General features: G+C 54.6%; 17 protein-coding genes. 4 read left to right on the forward strand and 13 right to left on the reverse strand.

Translation table 11 applies throughout. The features are described 5' to 3' along the window. Nucleotides 1-75: 75 nt before the first annotated feature. Genes CAP48_RS01825 through CAP48_RS01845 form a run of 5 tightly spaced genes read right to left on the reverse strand, consistent with a single transcriptional unit; the run spans nucleotide 76 to nucleotide 6,192 of the window. Nucleotides 76-1,716: an AMP-binding protein gene (locus tag CAP48_RS01825; protein ID WP_100694295.1), complete on the reverse strand. Its 1,641-nt coding sequence runs from the start codon at nucleotides 1,714-1,716 to the stop codon at nucleotides 76-78. A gap of 48 nt (nucleotides 1,717-1,764) precedes the next feature. Beyond that, nucleotides 1,765-2,910 carry a CaiB/BaiF CoA-transferase family protein gene (locus CAP48_RS01830; protein ID WP_100694296.1) on the reverse strand — a complete coding sequence of 382 codons (1,146 nt, stop codon included), beginning with the start codon at nucleotides 2,908-2,910 and terminating at the stop codon, nucleotides 1,765-1,767. Between the two features lie 12 nt (nucleotides 2,911-2,922). Next, nucleotides 2,923-4,083, reverse strand: a complete 1,161-nt coding sequence (locus tag CAP48_RS01835; RefSeq protein ID WP_242444288.1) for an acyl-CoA dehydrogenase family protein — start codon at nucleotides 4,081-4,083, stop codon at nucleotides 2,923-2,925. Nucleotides 4,084-4,126: 43 nt separating this feature from the next. After that, on the reverse strand, nucleotides 4,127-5,314 hold the full coding sequence (locus CAP48_RS01840) for a CaiB/BaiF CoA-transferase family protein (protein WP_100694298.1): 1,188 nt from the start codon (nucleotides 5,312-5,314) through the stop codon (nucleotides 4,127-4,129). After that, entirely contained in the window at nucleotides 5,314-6,192 is an 879-nt protein-coding gene (locus CAP48_RS01845) for a glycoside hydrolase family 88 protein (RefSeq protein WP_242444289.1), read from the reverse strand. The genes CAP48_RS01840 and CAP48_RS01845 overlap by 1 nt, the downstream gene beginning before the upstream one ends. A 363-nt stretch (nucleotides 6,193-6,555) precedes the next feature. Here CAP48_RS01845 and CAP48_RS01850 point away from each other — a divergent pair, with 363 nt between their 5' ends. The 3 genes from CAP48_RS01850 to CAP48_RS01860 all read left to right on the forward strand — a co-directional run bounded on the left by CAP48_RS01850 (nucleotide 6,556) and on the right by CAP48_RS01860 (nucleotide 10,218). Further along, complete coding sequence (locus tag CAP48_RS01850) at nucleotides 6,556-8,118, forward strand: acetolactate synthase large subunit (protein ID WP_100694300.1); 1,563 nt, start codon at nucleotides 6,556-6,558, stop codon at nucleotides 8,116-8,118. A 39-nt stretch (nucleotides 8,119-8,157) separates the two neighbouring features. Next, nucleotides 8,158-9,135 carry a tripartite tricarboxylate transporter substrate binding protein gene (locus tag CAP48_RS01855; protein WP_100694301.1) on the forward strand — a complete coding sequence of 326 codons (978 nt, stop codon included), beginning with the start codon at nucleotides 8,158-8,160 and terminating at the stop codon, nucleotides 9,133-9,135. Between the two features lie 84 nt (nucleotides 9,136-9,219). Beyond that, entirely contained in the window at nucleotides 9,220-10,218 is a 999-nt protein-coding gene (locus CAP48_RS01860; RefSeq protein WP_100694302.1) for a tripartite tricarboxylate transporter substrate binding protein, read from the forward strand. Nucleotides 10,219-10,349: 131 nt separating this feature from the next. Here the strand turns inward: CAP48_RS01860 and CAP48_RS01865 are convergent, their stop codons facing one another. From CAP48_RS01865 to CAP48_RS01890, 6 genes are all read right to left on the reverse strand, one after another. Then, the gene (locus CAP48_RS01865; protein WP_100694303.1) at nucleotides 10,350-11,108 is read right to left on the reverse strand and encodes a GntR family transcriptional regulator; all 759 of its coding nucleotides are present in this window, start codon (nucleotides 11,106-11,108) and stop codon (nucleotides 10,350-10,352) included. A gap of 62 nt (nucleotides 11,109-11,170) precedes the next feature. Then, a complete protein-coding gene (locus CAP48_RS01870) occupies nucleotides 11,171-12,769 on the reverse strand; it encodes an AMP-binding protein (protein ID WP_100694304.1) in 1,599 nt (532 codons plus the stop codon). Between the two features lies 1 nt (nucleotide 12,770). Then, nucleotides 12,771-13,814, reverse strand: coding sequence for a cyclase family protein (locus CAP48_RS01875; RefSeq protein ID WP_100694305.1), 1,044 nt, complete (start codon nucleotides 13,812-13,814; stop codon nucleotides 12,771-12,773). A gap of 22 nt (nucleotides 13,815-13,836) precedes the next feature. After that, on the reverse strand, nucleotides 13,837-14,559 hold the full coding sequence (locus tag CAP48_RS01880) for an SDR family oxidoreductase (protein WP_100694306.1): 723 nt from the start codon (nucleotides 14,557-14,559) through the stop codon (nucleotides 13,837-13,839). 17 nt (nucleotides 14,560-14,576) lie between these two features. Next, nucleotides 14,577-15,764, reverse strand: a complete 1,188-nt coding sequence (locus CAP48_RS01885) for an acyl-CoA dehydrogenase family protein (RefSeq protein ID WP_100694307.1) — start codon at nucleotides 15,762-15,764, stop codon at nucleotides 14,577-14,579. A 24-nt stretch (nucleotides 15,765-15,788) separates the two neighbouring features. Further along, nucleotides 15,789-16,760 (reverse strand): tripartite tricarboxylate transporter substrate binding protein, encoded by a 972-nt coding sequence (locus CAP48_RS01890; RefSeq protein ID WP_100694308.1) that lies wholly within the window; start codon nucleotides 16,758-16,760, stop codon nucleotides 15,789-15,791. 416 nt (nucleotides 16,761-17,176) lie between these two features. Between CAP48_RS01890 and CAP48_RS01895 the strand changes: the two genes are divergently transcribed. Then, complete coding sequence (locus CAP48_RS01895; protein ID WP_100694309.1) at nucleotides 17,177-18,058, forward strand: NAD-dependent epimerase/dehydratase family protein; 882 nt, start codon at nucleotides 17,177-17,179, stop codon at nucleotides 18,056-18,058. Nucleotides 18,059-18,130: 72 nt separating this feature from the next. Here the strand turns inward: CAP48_RS01895 and CAP48_RS01900 are convergent, their stop codons facing one another. Together CAP48_RS01900 and CAP48_RS01905 are read right to left on the reverse strand one after the other, a co-directional pair. Continuing rightward, a complete protein-coding gene (locus tag CAP48_RS01900; protein WP_100694699.1) occupies nucleotides 18,131-18,904 on the reverse strand; it encodes an enoyl-CoA hydratase/isomerase family protein in 774 nt (257 codons plus the stop codon). 140 nt (nucleotides 18,905-19,044) lie between these two features. Beyond that, the gene (locus CAP48_RS01905; protein WP_100694310.1) at nucleotides 19,045-20,010 is read right to left on the reverse strand and encodes a tripartite tricarboxylate transporter substrate binding protein; all 966 of its coding nucleotides are present in this window, start codon (nucleotides 20,008-20,010) and stop codon (nucleotides 19,045-19,047) included. Between the last annotated feature and the right edge of the window lie 26 nt (nucleotides 20,011-20,036).

The following is a 20,036-nucleotide window of genomic DNA, read 5'->3' on the forward strand; positions in this document are numbered from 1 at the left end:
TTTTATTTGGAACAAGCGCAGGCAGTTTATCGCCCCAAGCTTATCGCCCAAAATATTCACAGCACCGTCAGTCCATTACGCGCGAAGTGCGCGCACTGATACGTTATTCGCCTTTCGATCCCACAGGGACAAGTCAGGCAACTTTGCTCGCATGGCGCCACGCTGCAATTTTCCGGTTGCCGTGCGTGGCAGGCTTTCCCTAAAAACAAGGTAACGTGGCACCATGTAATGAGGCAGGTGCTGAGCCAGATAACTCAGCACTGTCTCGTATTCTACCGCGTGCCCGTCACCCGGTACGATGCACAGCAGGATATCGTCGTCGCTTTCAAACCCCGAATCGACGCCGAGCGCCATGGCTTCGGCAATCGACGGGTGCTCCAAAGCGACCGCTTCAATGTCGCTAGCCGAAATGTTTTCTGCGCGCCGGCGAATTCTTTCGGATCGACGATCGCCAAAAAACACCTGACCGTCTTCATTGGTCCACCCGCAGTCTCCGGTATGAAACCACAGGTTGCGCCAGGCTTCAACCGTCTTGTCGGGCATGCCCAGGTACCCCTGCATAATGGTCCACGGATAGCGCGGCCTGATCACAAACTCGCCCATCGTACCGGTTGGCACAGGCACGTCGGTGGCAGGATCAACGACGGAAAATTCGAAAAATTCTGTATCTATGCGCCCGCAACTGCCAACCACAAGCGGTTTCGATATATCGGACCAGCTGGCAATGCCGATTTCCGTCATGCCCCACACCTCCAGGCCCCGGACCCCAAAACGCGCTTCAAATTGGGTAGCAATGCGCTTGGGAAAGGGTGCCGTGCGCACCACTCTCAATGCATGGTCGCGATCGCCGCTTGCAGGCGGTTGCGCAAATACCATTTCCAGCATGGGGCCATGCGCAGCGGTGGCCGTCGCACCCGTTTCGCGAATCCGGCTCAGCCAGCATTCAGGACGGAATGAGGTATCCATGACAACCGTTCCGCCCACCGAAAAGGTGGCCAATACGGACATGAATTTACCCGCCATGTGATACATGGGATAAAAACTGTAAAAAATGTCGTCCTGGGTCAGGCCGGTTTTCTGGGCCGAGCGCTGGGCCAGCAGACTCACCTGCGCATGCGGCATCTGCACCCCTTTGGCGCTACCGGTCGTGCCTGATGTAAAAATAACAGATGCAATATCAGCGGGTCCAACGGGCACTTTAGGACAAGCAGCATCGACGGGCAGTTCGTCAGATACCACCACCTTAATGCCGGCGTCAACGAGTAGCGCTACCGCAGGTGATGAACCACGCGCATCCGCATCGGCGTCCAGCACCAGTATTGTCTGCAGCTGTCCAAGTTTCTGGGCGCTGCCCGCGATCACATCCAGATGATGAGAAAAAGTCACCAACAGCTTTGCCTCGCTCACGGTCACGGCATGCTCCAGCGTTTGGCCGCGATACCCCGTGTTGATGCCAACATCTATGGCATTGATAAAATTGACGGCTAGCCAGGTGTGGATGACTTGCGGACTATTCTCCAGCATAATCAGAACACGGCTTTGACTTTGCACGCCCAACGCGTCAAGCTGCCCCGCCATCCGGCGTACATTGGCGTGCAGCTGCGCATACGTTTGCGTAGACGAACCGTACATGGCCAGACAGGGTCGTTGAGCAAACTGATCACAAACATGATTTATTAGATCCGGCACGGTCGCGTGAGGGATACTCGGAAACATGAAGGCGCACTCCTGTTCTTTCAGCAATGAATTTTTAATGTGCTCAGTCTACCGGGAATGCTCCGAATATTGTTGGCTAATTTCCTCCCGATCGGAATTTAGATGAGGGGGTCCCCGGCGAATCAAAGCCGGTGTACGCGACAATTTGACCGGGTTGCCAAGCACCCGTTTCGAGGGTTGTCCTTCTACCGGGAGTTCGACAATTGTCCTGTTTGCCGCCGTTTGCGGGTGCGCCAGCATCGCTTCCATGCGCATGATGGGCGCGGCCAGCACGCCTTTAGATTGCAGTGCCGCCACGGCTTGAGCGGTGTCTAGTACTCGCAGCGCAGGCCGCACCCACTCTACAATCTGCTCCCGGCATCGAATCTGACTTTGTTTGTCAGGCAGCTCATATTGCACCGAATAGTCGGGCAAGCCAAGCGCATCACAAATGAGTTTTAAAGGATTATCTCTGAAAAATCCCAGAACCGTAATCCAGCCATCCGTGCACTGGCCCGTGAAATTTAACGCCCGATCAAACCATCGGGTTTCATAATCGTAATTGAGTGCTGTGGCCGCTTCAAGGCATTGCATGGCAGTGATGGTTTCCAGCAACGAGGTGCTTACCTTCTGGCCCTGCCCTGTTTGCTGACGCTCCAACAGCGCCAGCAAGATTCCTTGCACCAACAAATTACCTGACGTGAAATCCGCAATCGGCACGTTCAAAAATACAGGCTCGTCGCCGCCGCTGGTGGTTTTCCAGCCAATGCCGCTAATCGATTGCAGCAGCAGATCCTGGCCTGCCATCTCTGCATAGGGTCCCGACTCTCCGAATCCACTGGCGCATGCATAAATGAGGCTCGGGAACTGCGCGCTTATTTCAGCAAAGCCCAAACCCAGCTTTTCCATCGCACCGGGTCGATAATTATGTAGTAGCACATCCGTTTCTTCAAGCAAGCAAAAAAACAGGCGCCGATCTTCCGGGTCCTTTAAATCCAGACATACAGAACGCTTGTTGCGATTGACCGCGGCGAAATAGCTGCCCATTTCGCCCCGATCATTGGCCACCAGGTCGCTATAACGCAATGAATCGCCACGAGGCGGCCGTTCAATTTTGATCACATCCGCACCGAAATCACCCAATACCTGCCCGGCAATCGGGCCTTGCATGATCTCGCACATTTCCAGAACTTTGATATTTTTGAGCGCTGACATCCCGGCCCTTCCTTATTTTGAGAATAATTCCTTGGCGATCATCAATCGCTGGATCTGATTTGTCCCTTCCCATATCTGGGTGATCTTGGCGTCACGCATCATGCGTTCGACAGCGTAGTCTTTCAAGTAGCCATATCCCCCGTGCAATTGAACCGCATCGGTCGTCACGGCCATTGCGGCATCGGTGCAGGCGGTTTTGGCGATGCAGGCCAGGAACTTGGCTTGCGGATCCCCGTTCACCACCAGCGTTGCAGCGTGCAACATGGTCGCACGGGCACTTTCCACCTTGATGGCCATGTCGGCCATCATGCCTTTGAGCATCTGAAATTGATAAATCGGCTTTCCGAACTGTTCACGCGTCCGGGTGTAATTCACCGCCTCGTCCAGGGCGCCTTGCGCTATTCCCAAACCATGTGCTGCATATTTCAATCGCGATGCCAGCAGACCCGCTTTGATATACTTTTCACCTTCTGCGGGATCCCCCACAACTCTGTCTTGCGGTATTTCGCAATCTTCCAGGATGACATCGGAAGTGGGACTGCCGCGCAAGCCCATTTTTTTTTCTGGCGCGCCAAACGATATACCCTTGTCGTCTTTGTGCACCAGAAAGATGCCGAAGCGTTCATTTTCGGTTCTCGCAAAAATCAGATACCAGTCGGCCCAACCACCGTTTGTGATAAAACGCTTCGTGCCATTGAGCACCCATCCCGCCTCTGTTTTGACGGCACGCGTCTTCACGCCCATCAGATCCGATCCGCCTTTAGGCTCAGTGAGTCCCCACGCGCTTCGCTCCTTTCCCTGTACCACGGGTGGAATAATCATCTGCTTTTGTTCTTCGCTGCCAAAACGATTCAGAATCATCATGATCCAGCAGGTAGAAATGGTCGTGGCCGAGGCGGCGCAAACCCGTGCAATCTCTTCAATCGCCACCAGTTGCGTAATAAGATCCCCCTCTTGTCCGCCGAACCGTTCCGGAAACGGCAGCCCAGGCAACCCCAGCGCCAGGCTGGCGTTATACGCTTCGAGGGGTGGCCGTGCCTCCTCGTCGACTGCAGCAGCGTGCGGACTGACCTGCTCTCGTGCAAACTTGCGAACCGTCTCGCGAAAGGCTTGATAAGTTTCGTCATAATGCGTCAATTCCACCTTGTTCTCCTGATCTGTTTTTAATGTCAAATGTTTTAATGCTTTCTGTACTTTGCGAGAGACCGGCCGATTGCTATGCAGAGGTGTCTACGATGGCTGGCGGCCAGCTGCGCGACGGAATGCGATTGCGTTCCGTCTCGGGACACGCTTTATCGATCTGTTCCTGGGAAAGCCCGAGTGCGCTCAGAATCACATCTGTGCGATCTTCAATATCGGTCTCTGGCGCCGGATACGGCTGCTGATCAAACCTCGGCAGCACGGGCACCTGCTGCGCATGGGCATTTGGGTGACGGTGCCTGATATGCGGATGCGACCAGATTTCGTCCGGCGCCAGCACCGGTACAACGCAGGCCTCTGTCCCCTGAAAGAAGTCGCTCCATTCATCCCGACTGCATGCCATGAATTTTTCCTGAAAAGTTGCACGAATCATCGGCCAGTTGGCCACATCCATATGGTCCGGCACCTCCGATTCAACGAGCCGCTGCCAAAGATTGTGAAAAAACTGTGTCTCCAGCGCACCAACCGAAATATATTTTCCGTCCTTGCATTCGTAGCAGCAGTAGTATGGGTTGCCGCCGTTGAGCAAACCTTCCCCGCGCGTCGGGAGTATCGCTGTACCCCATACCGGGTAGTGCATTGCCATGAGAGACATTGCGCCATCAATCATGGCCACATCAATGTATTTTCCTTTGCCCGTCCGGCTGCGTTCAAACAATGCGCTCATAATGGAGAATGCAGCCATGCAACTGCCGCCGGCGAAATCCGCGATGAGATTCAAAGGTACGGCCGGCGGACCATCCGTCGGGCCCAGCGCGCCCAGCACCCCGGTTAACGCGAGATAGCTGATATCGTGCCCGGCGTCCTGAGCCATCGGGCCGTCTTGCCCGTATCCAGTGACAGAACAATAAATCAGACCCGGATTCAGTGTCGCCAGCGCTTCATAACCGGCGCCCAGCCGTTCGGATACGCCCGGACGAAAGCTTTCAACGAATACATCAGCGCTTTGAGCAAGCGCCTGCAAGGCCTGTTTTCCTTCGGGCGCTTTCAAGTCCAGCTTGATGAACTGTTTGCCGCGCGCAAAGGTGGACAGCGGATTACCGGCGCGCCCGCCGCCCACGCATATCACTTCTGCACCCAGGTCCGCCAGCAACATGGTGCAATAAGGGCCAGGCGCAAGGCGTGACATATCAATGACCCGCAGGCCCGATAGGGGTCGGTCATTCTTCGCTGGTTGTGTCTGAGACGGAGCCTTCGAGGTCATTACATCACCTCTTCAAAAGCAGCATCATCAAGGCGGTCGCGCAACGCATGCGCGGCCAGCAGGAAAAAGCCCTGGCCAAACAGCGTCCAGTCGAACGCGACGCCCGGCCCGCCCGGCACCATTGCCACACCTGGCACCTTGCCGCTGTCTTCGACGGCGCCCGCCACGACCGTGAACGCGCGTAACGCGCGATCCATCAGCGCATTGGCATCATGTTCCGGTTCAAGCAGCTCGTGCTTTATGGTCAGCGCCGCCGCATACGCAAACATCAGCGTTGCCGACGCTTCAAGATTGGACAGCGGGTCATCCAGCACGTGATAGAAATAGCCGGATGCATCCTGCAATGCTGCCATCGCCTGCATCACATCATTCAATATGCGACGGATTCGCTCGGCGTGGCGATGTTGCGGAGCAAGTACGAGCAGCTCTACACACGCACCAAGCAGCCAGCCGTTACCCCTGGCCCAAAAAGCCGATTGCGGAAAATGGTCCGGCTTTTCGCACCATGCGTGCCGCGCCAGCTGTTTCCGTTTATCAACCAATGCATCCACGTGAATCAGCACCTGATCAAAGGCCAGATCAATAGCATCGTTATTCTGAGTGGCCAATCCGAATTTAGCCATGAACGGACACATCAGATAAGTGAAATCAATCCATAGCTCAGGTCCCTCGCCCCGTGACCAGATGCCGCCCGCCTGGGTGCGCGGTGCTTCCAGCAGGGACTGATATTGTTTGCGCGCCGCTTCCAGCAAACGCACATCTTGAGTGCGCGTATACATATCCAACAGGGGCACACCCACCGCTGACGTTTCCGAAGCCAAGGGAGTGAATGTCCGGATATGACCACCGGAGGAAGTATGCCAATCCCCATAACTCAAATTGCCATCCGACTTTTGGGTCGCGGCTATCCGCTTCACCTGCCGCTGCAAGAATGGGCGATATTCTGGCTGATCCCAGAGCATCAATGCCGACAAAGCTGGCGCTTTTTGCCAACAATCTCGTTCATTCGGGTGGGCACAAATATACGAGCTAACCTTCGCTACCAGCGCATTCAAAATCATGTTGACTTTCCTCTTTTCAAAGAATACTATGTGGCTGGTATGTTATTCGAAAGAATAATTCGGTGTCAAGAAATTTGATTTTTTATAAATACGGTTCCCCTTTTGCGCGATACGGACACGCATCTGCCCCTCGCTTATCCGGGGTCCCTGTTATTGATGACGTTTTGACAAAGGTTGAAAATGAATGGTTCTGAAGCTATCGTAAATACATTGCTGGATCACGACGTTGATGTCTGCTTTGCCAATCCAGGCACTTCCGAAATGCATTTTGTCGCTGCGCTCGATACCCAGCCCCGCATGCGTTGCGTACTGGGGCTGTTCGAAGGGGTGGCAACCGGCGCTGCGGATGGCTATTATCGAATGGCCGACCGACCTGCTGCAACGCTGTTGCATCTGGGGCCGGGTCTTGGTAACGGTTGGGCAAACCTGCATAATGCGCGCCGGGCCGGTTCGGGCGTCATCAACATCATCGGGCAACACGCGCTGGATCATATTTCTAACGACGCCCCGCTTACCTCCGACATCGAAGGGGTCGCCGGCCCCGTTTCGCACTGGACCCGCACCATTACGGCCCTGGACAGGGCCAGCCAGGACACGGCGGCGGCGATTGATCAGGCGCGACAGCAACCAGGCCGCATCGCATCCGTGATCCTGCCGGCGGATGTGGCGTGGCAAACCACCCATGCGCCACGCACGCAATTGCCCCAGGCTCGTCCCAAGCCATACGTTGCCGACGAAGTCATTGAAACGATTGCCAAGGCGCTCGCCGACAAAAACATCAACCCGTCCAATACCGCCATTTTGCTGGGCGGACGGGCAATGCGAACGCAAACGACCGAGATTGCAGGCAAAATTGCGCAACACCTGGGCTGCCGCTTATTGGCCGAGACCAAGAACGCCCGTTCGGAATGTGGCCGCGGGAGAGTCAATGTGCCGCAAATGCCCTATCCGATCAAGGGCGCGCTGGAGTCCCTGCATGATATCCAATTGCTTATTCTTGTGGGTGCACAAGCGCCCGTTGCATTTTTCGCCTATCCAGATATGCCGCGTTTCCTGACCCGGCCCGACTGCACCATCATGACGCTGGCGCAATCCTCCGAAGACATGTCGAACGCTTTGACGCAACTGGCCGATCGCCTGGGTCTCGCACAGCAGCCCGCCCCACTATCGGACCTGAAGCCGGATTTTGATTTGCCAACCGGCCCCATTACATCGCTGGGTATCAGCCAATCTCTTGCCTTGCAGCTTCCTGCCAACTGTATCGTGGTGGACGAGGCGATCACCACAGGCCGGCAATTGCGTGACTGCATGCCACAGGCGGAGCCACACGACTGGCTGGAAATTCCTGGCGGATCCATTGGGTATGGCTTGCCCGCCGCAGTCGGCGCCGCCGTTGCCTGCCCAGACAGACGAGTCGTCGCCATCGTGGGAGACGGCTCTGCCATGTATACCGTGCAAGCATTATGGTCGATGGCGCGCGAAAATCTGAACATTACCGTCATCATCTGCGCAAATCGGAAGTATCAGATTTTGCGAGGGGAGCTTGATCAGATGAAGGGAAGCGAGCCCGGACCGAGCGCCCAGAGGATGCTCAACCTGAACCATCCTGAACTGGACTGGGTCGCGCTGGCTCGGGGCCATGGCGTGGAAGGGCTCCGGACAGACTCGATGGAGGGATTCAATGCCGCATTGAATCGGAGTTTGCAGCAAGATGGCCCCTTGTTGATTGAGGCGCTGATTTAAAAAACAAAAAAGAAGCAACACATATTAAGGAGACAAAGTATGCAATTAAAAAAGAACAGATTCAGGTTGTCTGTTCTGGCGCTGGCCACCGCATTTTGCGCAGCCACCGCCAGCGCGCAGCCTGCGGCGTTCCCGGCTCGTCCGGTGACGCTTGTTGTTGCCTACCCGCCAGGCGGGACTACCGATTCACAAGCGCGAATTGTCGCGAAAAAGTTGTCGGAAATTTGGGAACAACCGGTAGTGGTAGAAAACAAGCCGGGCGGCAATACGGTCATCGCCAGTAGTGAAGTGGCAAAATCCAAACCCGATGGCTATACGCTGCTCCTTACCGCCATGCCGTATGTGCTCAATCCGATGCTGTTGTCCTCGTTGCCGTACGACACCCGCAAGGATCTGATTCCGGTCACGCTGCTATCGACCGTACCCGGCGTGTTTATCACGTACCCGGATTTCGGCGCCAATAATGTGCAGGAATTCCTTGCCAAAGCCAAAGCCGCCCCTAAACCGCTTGTGTTTGGTTCAGCCGGCACCGCCACTTTTACGCATCTGGCGGGCGAACTATTCAGTAGTATGACAGGCGTCGATTTCCTGCATGTGCCTTACAAAGGGAGTGCAGCCGCGCACCAGGATTTGATTGCAGGCAGGCTTGACCTGATGTTCGATAACGGCGCCTTGCCGCATATTCAGTCCGGTCGTGTTCGTGCGCTTGGCGTGACGTCGGCCAAGCGACTTCCCTGGCTACCCGACGTGCCGACCATAGCGGAACAGGGGCTGCCCGGTTACGAAGCAGCGGCATGGTTCGGCATCTTTGCTGCGGGCGAAACGCCAGAACAGACCATCCAGAAAATCTCCAAAGATTTCACCACCGCCTTGGAAGATCCCGAGATCAAAGCGCATTTCGCCACGATTGGCGCCTTTGCCGAAGGCGGCTCCCCCGCCAGGCTGGAACAATACCTTGATGCCGAGCAGGCGCGCTGGGGAAAAATCGTTAAAGAACAAAACATCAAGATTCAATAGCATCACAACGCTTCATCCGCAACTTTTCAACTCGCACTTTACGTGCGCTGCCCTTTTATTGCCGCTCTCAGGAGGACCTGAAGTATGAAATTGACCAAAATCGTTCAACTCGGTGTCGTGTGTGCATTATCAACCCCCGCCCCAGCACTGCATGCAGCCGAATCAGCAAATACCTTTCCAGATAAACCAATTGTGATCGTCGTGCCGTTTGCTGCGGGCGGATCTACCGACCAGATCGGGCGCATGATCGCCCAACATCTGCATAAAAAATTCTCTGTGCCAGCGATTGTGGAAAATCGTCCGGGCGCGGCCGGCACTATTGGAAATGCATATGTTGCACGCGCCAAGCCAGATGGATATACATTACTGATCGGCGGTACCGACATTACCGCAAGCCAGTATCTATACAAAAGCCTGCCCTACGATCCGGCAACGTCGCTTCAGCCAGTCGCGATTGTTTCCGAATTTCCGTTCCTGATGGTGGTAAAAAAAGACGCCAAAATCAATTCGGTCAAGGATTTCATCGCATACGGTAAAGCCAATCCGGACAAAGTCAGTTATTCTTCGGCCGGGATGGGTAATTCGACCCATTTGGCCGGCGCCGCCTTTCAAAAGGCCGCGGGCTTGCCAACCATGGTTCACGCCCCGTTCAACGGAAGCAGCCCGGCCCTGACTGCCGTTATCGGCGGACAGGTCGATACCGTCTTTGACACGGCAATCACCGCCTATCCCCAGGTCAAGGCCGGCACGCTGAAACCGTTAGCCGTACTGTCCGCAAGACGCCTTGCTTTTTTACCGGACGTGCCCACCTTGAGCGAGCTGGGCTTCAGCGCGTTCGACCAAATTTCACCCTGGTCCTGGAAAGGCTTGTTTGCACCGGCAGGCACACCGCCACCCGTAGTCGAAAAGCTGCATGCAGCGGTCGATGAACTGATCCGCACACCGGAGTTTTCAACACTAATGGAACAAAACGCCTCGATCCCCGTGCCGCCGATGACGCTGCCCGAAGCGCGCAAATTCATTGAGAAACAACGTAAGGGATGGAAACAGGTGATTACCGCAGCTGGGGTTGAGCCGCAATAAACGTGATAGAACGAACGCCGGTCAGCCGGCGTTTGCCGATCCCCGGCCTGCCTTGTGGTTCTGAAGGCTCTGATTGTGCCTGTCCGGATGGCTCAGACTGTGCTGGCAAACGCATAAAAAAACAATAAAAATCAGCGCTCGCCCGCAAGCAAATCCAACTCAAGCTTGACATACCGGGTCGGAAACTCCAACCGCGCATAGTAAATAATCACATCATTAGCGCAGGCCAGACGCTTTACCTCAGCAACGCTCTCGCCCGCCGCCAGTTGCAATGCATTGGCGGAGACGAATCCGGCGTTGATAATTGCCAGGCTCTGTCGGGATTCATCGACATGCAAACCCGGAATACGGGCAATGACTGATGCGGCGGCATGACTCAGGAAGTTATCTTCATATTGCTGAAACAGCGCCATGTCAACGTACACTTCGCTATAGCAATACGGCACATTGTTCCTGCTATGCAGCCGACACAAATGTTTATAGGACTTGGCCGGCTGTGCGCGACATTGCATGCCCATATCCGGCAATTGTGTGATAGTCCCTTCAGACTCTGTAATGCTGTGCGTGCCCAGCACATCGCTGAGCGCCACGGCTTCCTGCCAGGTGGTGGGCAACTGCAGTTCACTGACCTGAGGCGGCCGCCGCTCAACGAAAGTTCCCCTACCCCGGCTCCGAGTGATCAATTGTTCGGCCTCCAAAATCTCCAGGGCATTGCGTATCGTCATGCGAGATACCTCATAGGTACGCATGAGCTCTTCCAACGGCGGGATCTGGTCACCCACACGCCAGAGCCCGACGTCGATACTGCGTCGGAATTCAGTGGCCAGTTGGAGATAGATGGGTTGCTTGCTACGGCTCAGTACGGCGTAATTGGAAGTTTTATCTGTCATAGTCCGGTAAAAAAGGAGGCCGCAGACGCGGGTTGACCCTGGCGTCTGCGGATCGGCCGCCGTCAGGCCAGCGTATCCAGGAGCTGCTGTGCTTGCTTCTGCAGTTCACCTCGCTGTATTTTATTGGAATTGGCGCTTTGAACTACAGGAAAGTCCGTCACGAATACAACTTTCTTCGGTACTTTGAAACCCGCAAGCTGACGTCGGCTATGCGCGATAATCCCGGTCTCCGACAGGTTTGCCCCTTCATGCGCGATGACAAACGCCACTGGCACTGACTTACCCTGTAAGCTGGCGCCAACGACCTGGCACGATTTGACGCCGTCCAGGGATTCAATATAGTCCTGCACTTCCTGCGGATTCACCAGAAAACCACCCAGTCGCAAGTAATCTCCCTTCCTGGCTTGAAAGATGAAATGCTGGTCGTTCACGGTATAACCCAGGTCACCGGTGCGAAAATAGCCGTCGCTATCCATCGCCTCGCGCGTCGCCTCGGGATTATTCAGATAACCACGCATCATGCTCGGCGCCTTGATTTCAATTTCGCCTAATTGACCATGTGGCAGCACTTGGCCCGTATGCGTATCGCGGGCGCGCACCCGGCCGTCAGGACTGGTTAGTCGTCCACCCGGCAACTGGCGCTGCTCCAAGGAAGCGTCGGCGTCTTGTGAGGCCACCAGCGCCTGCATCTCGCTGGAACCGTAGAGTCCGACCAGTGTCATCCCCATACTTTGCGCTCGCGTCGGAAAGTCGCCCAGGGACGGCGCAAAACTGGCAAAGCCGGCCAGCTTCAGGCTGGCAAGCGGGTTATCGCCATCGGACTGCTGCGCATAATCCAGAATCCTGTTTAGCAATTCATTGTTCGCAAAGGTATGCGTGACCTTAAATTGCCTGATTTGTTCTGTACATTCTTTGGGATCCAGAACCGGTGAGGAAACCATGGCAGCCCCTGCGAACATGGCGCCCAATGCGCTGGAGAAACCGAATGCGCCGCACAACGGCGCCCCCAGTAGCAAAATGTCCCCGGCAGCCATATCAAAACGCCTGGCCACCTCGTAGCCATGACCGAGCAACGTCTGCTGGTCATGCCAGACGAGCTTGGGTAGCGAAGTCGTTCCAGAGGTGGTGTAGACCAGCACAGGCGCCGTGCCTTCAGGGGGTTCAGGAAGACTGACTTTACCTGGCTCGTCCGAATAGTCCAGCCACGCGGGCGCCCCCAGCCAGTCGGGCTTGCCCGCATCGCCCACAGCCACAATGCCCTTGAGCGTATCAAGAATACCGGTATCCACTTCCTGTAGAATTCCGCCAAAATCCAGGTCCTTGAATCCAGGCCAGAGCACGAGCCAGCGGCATTCCCCGCGGGACAGCAGGTCGGCCACCTCCCGGCTGCGAAACCGGGTGTTCATGGCAATCACGGTGATGCCCAGACGCGCGCAGGCGTAAAACACAGACACCCAGGCGCTGCAGGTGGGTAACCATAGCGCCAGCCGTTCGCCAGGCTGGGCGCCGTTTGCCACCAGTAGCCGCGCAACCCGGTCGGTCTCATCATGAAGATCCTGAAAGCTAAACGCTTTGTCTACGTCATATAACGCCGTTGAAGCGGGACGCACACGCAGGTGTTGGTCCAGCAACTGATGAAACGTCTTCATTTCAATTGTCATGCTACACCGTCGCGATGGGGGTCACCGGAGAGCCGACTGCGCCAGGCAGACGCAGTGGCGGAGCCGTCAACAGGAAGCGATAGCGATTCTGTTCCTGCAGCCAGAGCGCCAGATCTTTCAGATACCATAGCTCTGCCAATGGCAGGCCCAGCTTGAACAGGCAATGGTGGTGCAAGGGCAGCAACGATTTTTTCTCGCCCTCATTTAACGCCGGATACGCTTCGACGGCATAATTGTCTGCGCAAATACATGCAATGCCGCTGTCGGTTATCCATTGCAGCAACCGTGAATCAGCACCATTGAGCACCGCGCCGGCCTCGTGCAACGCTTGCGCATCCGGCGCGCCGGCCATCTCCATGACGGTTTCGGCAAAACCGGTGCGCAACACCAGCATATCTCCCTGTTCGATCTCGATACCATCTTTTTCCAGTACCGCCATCAACTGCTCGTAGCCGATCAGGGTGCGTCCATGGCCGTAATGCCTGACAAAGTCCACCAGCACGCCGCGCCCCTGCATGCCCTTGACTGCAAAATTCTCTACGCCCAGCTTCAACGCGCCCATACCGTGATTGCATTCACCTTCGCCGTCGTCGCCCTCGTGGGTATGGCCGGCATCCAGGATATCTTCGCCACCACGGTAGCCGTTATAGTAGGTTTTTCTCAGCGCGCCAGTATCGTCTACGTCGAACTGGGCGCCCACATGGGCAAGTGCGTCCCATTGCGTTGAATATTGCAGCGACAGCGTGACCTGGTCATCGCTCAGAATATCAATGGCGCTTGAATCCAGATTTTCCATGGGGAAATTCATATACGGAACGCCATCTTTCTCGGTCGCCGCCAATTGGGGCGGCTTGCGTCTGGGGTTCAGCACCATCCCGCCAGGCATATCCAGCGGCAGCGACAGGCAAAAAACCTTGCCTTGCTGAACTTCCTTTACCCCTTTGAGCACCTGCTCGGAAGTCAGTAAATTGACTCGTCCCAATTGATCATCTGGGCCGAAATCACCCCAGTTCGAGCCTTCCGGCCGCTTTTTCCATCGTTGCATTCCCATCTCCTATGGTGTATCTCTACGCAGCGCCAATCGTCACACCGCCGCAAACGTAATGCGTCTGCCCGGTGACAAAACTGCAGCGTTCGTCAATAAAATAAGCGACTGCATGCGCGACATCCTCGGGTTTGCCTATATGCCCCACAGGAATGCCGGCCAACAGCTTGCGCGTTGCCGCATCGTCGGCATTGTTCACGCTATTGAAAAATTCGGTGGCGATCGGACCAGGGGCAATCGCATTAACCGTGATCCCCGCGTTTGCCAGCTCCAGCGCCCAGGTTCGTGTCGCGCCAATCAAGCCGGCCTTGGTCAAACTGTAAATCGTGCGGTTCGTCTTGCCCAACGCCGCCCGGGAACTGATATTCACAATACGCCCTGCCCCCAGGTCGCGCATTCCTGGCAGCAATGCCTGCGTACACGCGATCGCCACTTCAATATTAAGCTGCACGGCCATCTGCAAGTCGGTAAAGTTCACGCTTTCGATGTCACCGGCTGGCACGATACCCACATTGTTGACCAACCCGTAATAAGCGCGCTCTTGCGCCAGCTTTTCCAGTAGATCTGACAGCTGGGCGCGATCCGAAAGATCGACCTGTTCAAACGCTGCTTCTTGCGGCCAGTCTGACGGCTTGGTACGTGCAATGCCCGTCACGGCATACCCATCGTCGAGCAACCGGTGACAGATCGCACGGCCGATCCCTTTGCTTGCGCCTGTAACCAGGACTTTTCTTTGTTCCGTCATCTTTTTTCCGTATCAGTTCATGGTGTTTCGGTTTGCTGCTGCTTGATCAGCTCACGCGCAATAATCAGCTTTTGAACCTCTGTAGCCCCTTCATAAATACGCAGTGCCCGTATATCACGATAGAGCCGTTCAACCGGACTATCACTGACCACACCGCGGGCGCCCAGCATCTGTACCGCCCGATCAATCACCCATTGCGCAGATTCAGTCGCCGCCATTTTCGCCATCGCGGTTTCCTTGGTGGTGCGAGCGCCCTTCACATCTCGCAACCACGCGGCTCGATAAGTGAGCAACGCAGCTTTGTCAATTTCAGTTGCCATCTCTCCCAGATGTGATTGAGTGAGCTGAAAATCCAGCAGTGTCTGATTGAACATTTTTCGCGCACCGGCATAGTTCAGCGCCTCTTGCAATGCACGGCGCGCAAAACCATTGGCAGCTGCGGCTACCGAACTGCGAAAAATATCCAGCGTACGCATGGCCAGCTTGAACCCTTCATTGAGTTTGCCCAACATGCGGTCCGCGGGAATCCGACACTCATCAAAACGCAGTGTTGCCAGCGGATGCGGCGAGATCGTGCGAATGTTCTCTTCAATATGCAGGCCAGGTGTATCGGCATCCACAACGAACGCGGTAATCCCGCGAGCGCCCAATCCGTGGCCCGTTCGCGCAAACACCGTGTAAAAATCCGCAATACCGCCGTTGGATATCCACGTTTTACGACCCGTTAACACATACTCGTTGCCATCGGCATCGGCCCGGCACGAAAGCGCAGCCACATCGGACCCTGCCTCAGGTTCCGACAGGGCAAACGCGGCAATAGCCTGTCCGCTGCTCACTTTAGGTAGATACGCATCCTGGAGGGCGCGACTGCCACCCAGACTGATCGCACCGGACCCCAGCCCCTGCATGGCAAACGAAAAATCGGCCAGGGCATCGTATTGCGCCAGCGTTTCACGCAAGATGCACAAGGACCGGGAGTCCAGGTCCTGCCTGGCTCCGCCCCACATGCCGTTTTCTCCTGCGGGCACACAATATTGCAGCCAGCCGGCCTTGCCTAAAGCGGCCACGCGTTGGCGGCAGGCCGTAAAGTCATCGGCATGGTCAAGCGCGTGTAAATTATCCTGACACCAGCGGTCAAGCGTCTGGCCCAGTGTCCGGTGAGAGTCATCAAAAAACGGCCAGTCAAACATATCGTTCTGAATCATTACGAGTTGGTCTTATCAAATAAATTATTTCATGAGCTCTGCCGCTGCAGGCCCCCATTGAACCGCGGTATTGTCAATATGGCGAGCGAAGTCGCTTGCGTTTCGATAGTCGATCATAAGCCCGAACTGATTTGCGCAATTTTTGAATGCGGTAGTGGACATCGCATGATGAAACGCATCATCAAGTTTGCTCACGATTGCCGGATCCATCCCTTTGGGGCCTACCAGTCCGAAAATGCTGGGCGCAACAATATCGAACCCCGCCTCCTGCATGGTTGGCGCCTGATTGAACTCGTCTATGCGTTTATTGGTAAAAACGGCGAGCAGCCGCAAACGCTTATCGCGCACATACGGCGCCCATTCTGCCGTCTGCGTCATGAAATCGACATCGCCACGAACCAGCCCGGTTGACGCTTCAATACCGCTTTTATATGGTGTATGAATCCACTGACCACCGGTCGTTGCACCCAGTTTTTCCATGGCCAGGTGTTGCGGCGTACCCACCCCTGCGGTGCTATAGGTCATGGATTTTTTCTTCGCTGCCGCGATCAGATCCGCAATATTGTGATAAGGAGAATCAGCGCGCACCAAAACGCCCACCTGGTATTGGGCCATCATCGCAATGGGCGTCAAATCCTTGCGTACGTCATATGAAATATTTTTGACGAGAAACTGGTTCAGGACTGCGCCGGTAGACAACGCTGCCAATGTATAGCCATCCGGCTTTTGCCGTGCGATATAAGAAATGGATAGTGAGGAACCTGCCCCGGGCTTATTCTCCACGACGATGGACTGGCCCAGCTTTTCTGCCGCGCCCTGCGCCAACGCCCGGAAACACATGTCGGTTCCACCACCGGCGCCATAACCCACTACGAGCTGAATCGGTTTATCGGGGTAGGTATCGCTCTTGCCGGCGCCTGACGCGGCAGGTGTAAACAGCAGGCCGGTAAGGGCAAGCACGTTTGCCGCTGCATAAAAAACCACGTTCGCTTTCATAAATAGTCTCCAATTTTGATCGTTTCCATACAACGATTCTGCAAAAACCAGCTGCCAAAGGCTTAATATACTAATAGTCTATACTTCTAGACGTATAGAGGTATAGCTAGTATTTACCCTAATACAGACGTTGCATGGTGGCTTACTATTTCTGTTTGATCTATGGAGCAAGAAAGTAGGGCCTAGCCCCGTAAGCAAGGTTCGTAATGATGTTTTTATGATGTATATGGTTATCGCAAGTGGGTGACGCCGCCTACTTATTAACTTAAGCCAGTTAAAATAGCTGGACGTGGAACTGCTCAAAAGTTGCTACGTTAACAATTCTCTGGCTGGCCTGAGTGCGTGACTCTGATCAAATCTGAATTGCTGAAAAATAATCATCCACAATTAAACACATACGTAATTAAGTAACCAATATGAATACTCTTTTGCTGGTAGGTGGTGACCTCTGCGAACGGACAGCAACGCTGTTTGATCCGGCCCATTGGAAGTGCATTGGTCTGCGCCGTAACACGGCGACACCTGCCCGCGAGGACACTATTTCCTGGCACAAGGCCGATCTACTGAACCCGGAAAGTCTCTCTTTCCTGAGTGCGAGCGAATTCTCCGAGATCACCCATATTCTGTATGCCCCGTCGCCAGACAGCAGGACCGAAGCACACTACGCCGGGGTGTACTCGCTTGGCCTGCCAAGGCTGCTAAACAGCCTGCCCGTCGGTTGCCTGAACCGGCTACAACGGTGTGTATTAGTGGCGTCCTCTGCCGTTTGGGGCCCGTCCGATAATTGGGTAGACGAAAATACTCCGGCTGAACGCACGAACTTTCGGGCCATCTCGCTGCTGGAAGCCGAAGATGCGCTGCATGCGTCGTTATCGCCAGGCGCTGGGGTCTCGCTGCGTTTGTCGGGCTTATACGGCCCGGGGCGGTTGCAATTGCTAAAAGGGCTGCAGGCTGGCACAATCACCGCGCCAGACGGGCCTGGCCATTGGGCGAATCGGATTCACATCGACGATGCTGCACGAGCCTGTGCGCATTTGCTAACGATGACCAATCCCCAGCCACTTTACATAGGAACGGATAATTGCCCCATGCCAACAGCGCAGTTATACGACGCGCTGGCGCAGCTGATGGGCGCGCCCTCACCTACCCGGCAACTACGGGCGCCCAGCGGCAAGCGGCTATCGAACGCGCGGCTGCGAGCCAGCGGCTGGACACCTGAATGGCCGAATGCGCTTGAGTGGTATGCGGCGCAAGGGGTATCAGCGACACGAAAGGGGGCCCCGGGACTATTGCAATGAATCGGCATCAACGAGGACTCATAAAGCATGGAACATGCGGTCGGGCACGTTCATCACACGCGCAATCTAACGCTAACATCCTTTAAATCTAGGCTGTCTCTTCTCGGCGAATGCGTTCAGTCCTTCAGCAGCATCCAGAGACCCTTGCAATGTACGAAACATCATTTGCTCTAAACGTAAGCCTGTTGCCAAATCCATATCGCGACTTCGAATCACCAGTTCTTTTGCCGCCTGGACAGCCAGAGGTGCATTGGCAGCGAGTCGCAACGCGTAATCCATTGCAGTGCTCATCAAATCGCCGGGTTCGACAACTTTGTTAACCAGTCCCCAGCGCAACGCAGTATCCGCATCGATGGTATCACCCAGCAACAGCAACTCCATCGCTATTGGATGTGGCAATTGCTGAGCGACGCGCTGTGTTCCGCCATTTGCAGGAAAAATACCGCGCTTGACTTCCGATAGTGAAAAGGTTGCATGTTTAGCACACACACGCAGGTCGGTTGCCAAAAATAAAGTCATCCCTCCTGCCAGACAATATCCATTCACTGCCGCAACGACTGGCTTCCAAAGCTCCAGCCCTCGATTAAGTAGTTGTCCTTTTTGTGTTAAAAACAGTTCTGGCAGCGGTGATTCCTGACTTATAAATGACTTCAGATCAGCCCCAGCTGAGAACGCTTTGTCACCAGCCCCGGTAATGATCGCCACCCTCACGTCTGGATCGTCTCTAACCCGGGTCCAGGCTTGCGACAGTCCCGAATAATGATCAGCGTCCATCGCGTTCATACGCTCCGGCCTATTAATGGTGATGGTAGCCACATTCTTTTCAAGATAAAAATCTATGGACACGAAATACTCTCCCATTGAGATTGATTCGAAGACCTGAAGATGATCAAGGGATCTGGCCGATCGGCCAGGCATCTGGATGCAGCAGCGCAACTGAAACTGATGGATAGGCGAATTTAAGCGCTATCCATCGAATCATCAAATTACAATTGAGGGATCCCGAATTTTTTCACCAAACTCGATTCGCGATTAATTTCACTCTCCTGGAACTTTCTCAATTCATCTGCATCGCCAGGGAACTCGCTAAAGTTATTGTTTTTTAACCATTCGGCAGTTTCTTTTTCTTTCACAATCTCCAGTGACGTTTCTTGCAATTTTGAAACGATATTATCTGGCGTGTTGCTTGGTGCAAAAATTCCCCACCAGGCAACCTGGAAGAAATCTTTATATCCTAATTCTTGTAAAGTCGGAGTATCTGGCTCTGCGGGAAAACGTTTGTCTGAGGTCATGGCCAGCAGACGGACTTTTCCGGCTTGTACCATTGGTAGTGCGGCACTATATTCCACAGTTGTAAAATCGGTTCTGCCTGCTGCCACATCGCTGACTGTGGGTGCGCTTCCGCGATAATTGATCGCGTTAGCTTGAACCCCGGCTAACGACAATAGCCATTCAGTTGCAATATTGTAAGTTGCACTACCACTACCGTAATTTAACGATTTCGGCTCTTTTTTCCCTGCATCAAAGAGTTCTGTTACTGATTGATAAGGGGAACTACTCGGTACATAGAGCCCCATAGGAGAGTATGCGATTCGCGCAACGGGCTTTAAGTCCTTTAAGGGATCATATGAAAGCTTTTTGTATAGTGCAGCATTGGTCGTCACCGGCCCATTCGCAGCCCATAAAAGCGTATATCCATCTGGAGAGCTGCGAATTACGGATTCAGTTGCAATAATCGCATTCCCGCCCGTTTTGTTTTCTACAACGATGGTTTGAGAGAGTTTTTTTTCCAATTGCAATGCCATATATCTCGCAACGGTGTCCGTGCCTGAACCCGGCGGATAAGGAACCACAAGTCGTATCGGCTTATCGGGATATGCTGCATGTGCAGTTGACGCTGCAGATACCAGCACTGCAACCCCCAGGATGCAACTTTTCAATACATTCTTCATTTCAATGTCTCCTTTGAATTTGATAA

It is taken from the genome of Advenella sp. S44 (assembly GCF_002810445.1).
Classification (GTDB): domain Bacteria; phylum Pseudomonadota; class Gammaproteobacteria; order Burkholderiales; family Burkholderiaceae_B; genus Advenella.